General features: G+C 42.4%; 3 protein-coding genes and 1 pseudogene. 1 reads left to right on the forward strand and 3 read right to left on the reverse strand.

Translation table 11 applies throughout. The features are described from left to right. Positions 1-117: 117 nt before the first annotated feature. Both QY97_RS18450 and QY97_RS18460 read right to left on the reverse strand, forming a co-directional pair. Positions 118-807, reverse strand: coding sequence for a TerC family protein (locus tag QY97_RS18450; protein ID WP_039231444.1), 690 nt, complete (start codon positions 805-807; stop codon positions 118-120). Between the two features lie 670 nt (positions 808-1,477). Then, positions 1,478-2,614: a tyrosine-type recombinase/integrase gene (locus QY97_RS18460; RefSeq protein ID WP_039231449.1), complete on the reverse strand. Its 1,137-nt coding sequence runs from the start codon at positions 2,612-2,614 to the stop codon at positions 1,478-1,480. Between the two features lie 466 nt (positions 2,615-3,080). On the opposite strand from QY97_RS18460, the gene QY97_RS18465 reads away from it, so the two are divergent. After that, on the forward strand, positions 3,081-4,064 hold the full coding sequence (locus tag QY97_RS18465) for a helix-turn-helix domain-containing protein (protein WP_039231451.1): 984 nt from the start codon (positions 3,081-3,083) through the stop codon (positions 4,062-4,064). A 224-nt stretch (positions 4,065-4,288) separates the two neighbouring features. Here QY97_RS18465 and QY97_RS20920 read toward each other — a convergent pair. Next, positions 4,289-4,588: pseudogene (locus QY97_RS20920) on the reverse strand (cupin domain-containing protein); the annotation flags it as partial. Between the last annotated feature and the right edge of the window lie 254 nt (positions 4,589-4,842).

Consider the following 4,842-nt stretch of genomic DNA (forward strand, 5'->3'; position numbering starts at 1 on the left):
TTAGTATAACGGGGTTTTAAGCTAAGAAAAATAGAAAAACCCCGAATAGGTCCACTTTTTTTAAAGTGTCTACTATTCGGGGTTCAGTTCACTCTTCGACTGTCTCCCTTTTCCTAATTAAACTGCTTTTGGTGCACCTTTCTGACTAGCCTGTTCTTTCGCCGCTCTCTTTTGCTTTAATGTACCAGCGGTGATGATTCCCGCTACAACTACGATTTCAAATCCGTATTTCACAAACGGATTGGCAAAGAATCCTGACATAAACGGTTCTCCTACAATCATCTTAGCTGCTGTCCAGCCAAGAATACCCGCTCCAATCGTAACGATGATCGGGAACCTTTCAATCATTCTCAAAATGATGGTACTTCCCCACATAACTACCGGAATGGAAACAAGTAACCCAATCGTCACAAGAAGCATATTCCCATGAGAAGCACCGGCCACTGCCAGGACGTTGTCAAGTCCCATCAAGGCATCGGCAATAATAACGGTTTTAATGGCTCCCCATAGTGAATCAGCTGCGGTAACCTCATGTTCTTCTTCCTCCACCAGCAGCTTATAAGCAATCCATACAAGCAGGATACCGCCGATTAAGTGAAGACCCGGAATCTCCAGCAGATAGACGACGAGAAGTGTAGCAATCGTTCGAATAACAATCGCCCCTATGGCTCCCCATAAAATTACTTTTTTCTGCTGATGCTTTGGTAACTTTCGCGCTGCAAGACCAATCAAAATAGCGTTATCGCCAGCCAGCACAAGATCAATCATAATAATGGCAAATAAAGCGGTAAGAAATTCTGTTTCCATGCTCTGACTCCCCTTTTGTTTTTTTATGAAAAAATAAAGAGACCTCTGCCATTAAAAAATGGCAAAGGTCTCGCTGAACACTAATGATAGGTCAATAAAGCCGGTGGATATGTAACCACGTCATGACGACTTTATTTCAGGCTATAATGCCTGACGCTACTCCCCTTTACGGGCGGGTTATTCAATTTAATGGAGCCAGCGTATAGAGAGATTGTCCAATAACGGAAGCTGAAACACCGACGGGCTGAACCTTGCAGGCCATGTCTGCTTCTATAAAAGCAATCATATCTTAAAAAGATCTCTATCCTCTCAGCTCTCTCTTTTCGAATCGGGTATGGCAATTATTATACACTCTTTACCCCTATATATCTACTATTTTTTCGATAAAATTTACAAATATTTTAAAAATTCAGATATAATTATGTAACTGTTGTTGCCTTATCCCCTTTTTTGTTCATCATTCATTCTTCTCCTTCAACTTCATTGTTATTTTCCCGCCTTCAATCAGGAAAACGCCGCTCCACCAGCCGGAGCGGCGCTTTTGAACTTATTTGAATTTGGGTGATGGCTTCCTTTATGAGTCGGAGACGTTTGTCGGCCTGCAAATTCCGTGTTGAGCCTGCTCCCCTTTATGATGAAAAACAAATGTCCTTTGACGAGTTTCTTCCTATTATATATATTTTCCAAGAGCATCGTCTTTCCACTTATGAATCGCGTGCTGTTCGCGGCTCATAATTTTCTGCAAGTAGATCATCGTCGTTTCTATTTGTTCATGGCCGAGCGCCCGCATAATGTCATACACATCAACACCGTTTAGATAACTAATAATCGCAAAGCTGTGCCGGAATACGTGGGGGGTAATCCTCTTCTCTCTTGCCTGAATTGAATAGATAGGGGCCTTTTCAATGGCATTGGCGAGAAACGTAGAAAGATACGATGGCCGGTACGGTTTATGTTTGCTGTTGGGAAACAGCGGCTCCTCGCTTCCGTTTGGAAACTGAGCGGGCAAAAAACGCGCTTTTCGGTAACGGATGATGCTGTTCATCACTTTTTCTTTGAGCGGGATCTCCCTTTCCTTGTTCCCTTTTCCGATCACATGGAGATAATAGCCTCCCAGAATAGAATCAAACCGCACATCGGACACCTTTAGGCGGCATAATTCATCATTGCGCAGTCCCGTCCCTGTTAAAACATGGATCAGGCTGAAAACGATCGGATTCCCGCTCGTTTCAAAGTAATCAAGAAGCTGAATGACCTCATTTGGCCCTAGATCGCGGTTTGGCCGGTCCTCTTTTCTGACTGTCGCAGATACCAGGCTTTCATGAAGCGCTTCTCTAATGTAGCGGTACTTATATAAAAATTTTAAGAAGCTCTTTAATACAACGGTTTTCCGCGCCAGCGCAGCCGCCGAATAAGCTCCGTTTTTTTGGACGTAAGGACTCTTTGCTGCCAGCCACTCTTGATAACGCCGGATATGCCGCGGCCGCAAACTTTTAAAAAGTGATCCTTCCACTATTTCTTCTATATCTATGCCGATTTCCGGTGCGAACTTCAGCATGTTCTGCACGAACTGATCTAATTCCAATTCATATTCATGAATTGTCCGCTTGGAGCGCTGCGCCGCCTCGTTTAAGTTTGTATCTCGATAAAGGAAATAATGAATGACATCACGGTCATCCAACTCATCAAACGGCTCCCTCTTTTCCTTTTCCGCCCGATCCATCCGCTCGATGATATGCTGCACTGCCGCTGAAGGATTTTCTGGAAATAAGCTTCCATTCCGTTTAGCGAGTAATGAATTATTCACTTGCCTTTCACCTTCCTTTTACTAATCTATAAAAGCAATAGTAAACATTTCATTATGTACTTAATTATGTTTATAAATATCTTCTTATTAATTATAGTAAAAATACATTTATTTTTCTTTATTTATTGGTTTATTTAACTGAAAAAAATAGGTTCTTTGTTTCACTTATTATATTATATAAAAAATGAAAATTATTTATATTAATTTATGTTAATAAAATACTAATTTTTAAATAATGAATTTATAATATTTTATATTAACAATTTAAAATCAAATTAAAAATGTTAAACTAATAATCAAATTAGTTTATTATTTTATAAAAGATAAATGCTTCAATATCTTAACTGTTAATAAAAAGTCACATTAGTTTTACTTTAATGCAAATAAAAATGTTTTATAATTAATTAAATTAACGAAATTATACATAATCAATCTATTAATCAACGACATAGAAAAGGTGATAAGTTTGAATCAAAAGGAATATTACACAACGAAAGAAGTGGCTTCATTAATTAACCGCTCAACAGTGACCGTACATAAATACGTGCAGGAAGGAAAGCTAACACCGGTGGAGGATTTATGGGGCGGGTACCACGGACTGCTGTTTGAAAAGGAACAAGTGGAAAAGTTTGTGGAAAGCATGCCTGACGATAAACCTGGTCTGACACTCAATGAAGCAGCAAAATTTTTGCAGACCAACCGATCAACAGTTCAGACCTACGTGAATGAAGGTATCCTTCCTTCCATCCAGCAGGAGGCTCGGGGGCGGACCGTCACTTTTATTAAAGAAGCTGATATTCAAGAGTTTGCAGAGGTGCATCAGGAGCGGGTACAGGCAGACCGCTTAAAACAGCGGCATTTTTACAATCGGAAGAAACAAGAAGCCATTTACCAGCGCTTTTCTTCTTCTTCCGTTCCTGAAGCGAGACTGTTTCGGGAGGGGCTGGGCGACTGGTATTTTATCGTGCCGGCAACAGGCCAAAAACTCTCCTATAATGAAGGGGTTTACGGTTACCGGCTGTCGCCGGATTATCCCGTTGAATTCGGCAAAAGAACCGGCACACCCGGCTATGCAAAAATCAATCTTCCACTCCGCTACTCTCTTACCTACCAATTCATGGATGCGCTTTACCAGCATGCCTACGTATCGAATATGTACATGCATGTCACGGGTGACCGGCTGGTGATTCTTCTAAAGGATTGCGTGTTTTATGAGATAAACGGGGAACTGGCAGAGTTTGTTTCCGCTCGGATGGAAGAAGGCCAGACGAAGTACAAAAATGGAGTCATGGCGATTGAATCTGAACAAGAAATCCTTACGGTCCGGCTGTCGCACGAAACTAAACAGTGGATCAAACAACTGGCAGCTGAACAAGGAACGAGCATGCAGGAAGTGGCAAGCCGTCTTATTGAAGAGAAATACCGGGCGTCTTTCTCTCATAAAGAATGATTCCAATGAGCGAGTGACTGCCGCTTTCTGAATGAAGCCTTCAGGCAGGCCTAGCTAAAGATATGCCGTAAACAGGCACGAAGCAATTTTTAATTTCAAAAAGCCGATTCTTCCTGGCACAGGAAGAATCGACTTTTATTCATATAGATACAGACGCTGCATCTGAATAAAATGCCATAAAAAGAACATAGGTCTTCCGCATCGATTGTTTTGCCTGCTTTTCCTTATCCCCAGTATTGCTGGTACGAAGGGATGTAAGCCGGGTATTGGTGAATATACTGAGGCTGCTGATACTGCTGAGTTATCCCTTGGTGAGGTGTGTTTTCCTTTACCTTGCCGCAGCCCTTGTATGGACCTATATAGGTCGATGGTCTAACCGGCGCAGTTGTCTGCTTTCATTGATTTTCGTCAAGACAATAAGTATGGGACATGATGCTGGCAGGGTTGAATTTTAAGATGTCAGACCCTAAAATCACTTCTGGGGCGGGCGCATTAAAAATAGCCAACAGATGCGTGTTTTGAACCTCCCACGACTAAAGTCGCGGGATTCTATTGCCCTTTCGGGCAGTAAAACCCTAAGACTTGTCGTCGCAGAATTCCTGCTTCATCAGGACTTGCCTGGCTGTTCCCAGGGCTTACTGTCCCTCCATTACTGTTAAAAAACAGTACCCGACGCCGCAGCCCGCAGCCGCAGCATCGGCAGGCACACCCCGCCGTTCCAGCGGTGTATGAGACACGGAAATCTTAAGCCGTGGCCAGCTCTTCTTGAAGAAGCCGG

This window comes from Bacillus thermotolerans (assembly GCF_000812025.2).
Taxonomy (GTDB): Bacteria; Bacillota; Bacilli; order Bacillales; family Domibacillaceae; genus Quasibacillus; species Quasibacillus thermotolerans.